Origin of the sequence: Pseudomonas sp. Pseusp97 (assembly GCF_047304025.1) — a bacterium.
In the GTDB taxonomy this organism is placed as follows: domain Bacteria; phylum Pseudomonadota; class Gammaproteobacteria; order Pseudomonadales; family Pseudomonadaceae; genus Pseudomonas.
In genome coordinates, this window is the sequence record NZ_JBGLYK010000470.1 from 1 (window position 1) to 703 (window position 703).

The 703-nt window shown below is 71.1% G+C and carries 1 protein-coding gene; it reads left to right on the forward strand.

The features are described 5' to 3' along the window. A partial coding sequence (locus ACCC94_RS29935; RefSeq protein WP_413353203.1) for an NAD(P)H-hydrate epimerase occupies positions 1-703 on the forward strand: 703 nt, incomplete at both ends.

Genomic DNA, 703 nt, shown 5'->3' on the forward strand with positions numbered 1-703 from the left:
CCGGCGAGATCACCGTGCTGGCCGGCCACGGCAACAACGCTGGCGACGGCTACCTGATCGCTGCCCTGGCCCTGCGCGCCGGCTGGCGCGTGCGCGTGCTGGCGGTGGGTGATACGTCCCGCCTGTCCGGCGACGCTGCCTCGGCCCATGGCGAAGCGCGCTCGGTCGGCGTGGATATCGAAGCCTGGAGCGACCGCGCCGAGCTGCGCGGTGTGCTGGTGGACGCGCTGCTGGGCACCGGCCTGGGTGGCGAGGTGCGCGAGCCTTACGCCGCTGCTATTGCCGCTATCAATGCCAGTGGTTTGCCGGTGCTGGCGGTGGACATCCCCTCCGGCCTCAGCGCCGATACCGGGCAGGTGTTGGGTTGTGCGGTGAATGCCGACCTGACCGTGACTTTCATCGGCCTCAAGCTCGGCCTGTTCACCGCCAATGGCCCCGATCAGTGCGGCGAACTGGTGTTCGATGGGCTCGACGCCGATCCTGCGCTGATTCCAGAAAACGCCGTCGCACGCCGTCTCGCTCCCGCATCGCTGGCGCGCCTGGCCGCTCGCCCGAAGGCTGCGCACAAGGGCCAATTCGGCCACGCGCTGGTGATCGGTGGCGATACCGGCATGGGCGGCGCGGTGCTGCTGGCCGCCGAGAGCGCGCTGCGCTGCGGGGCCGGGCTGGCTTCCCTGGCGACTCGCGCCGCCCATGTGCCCGC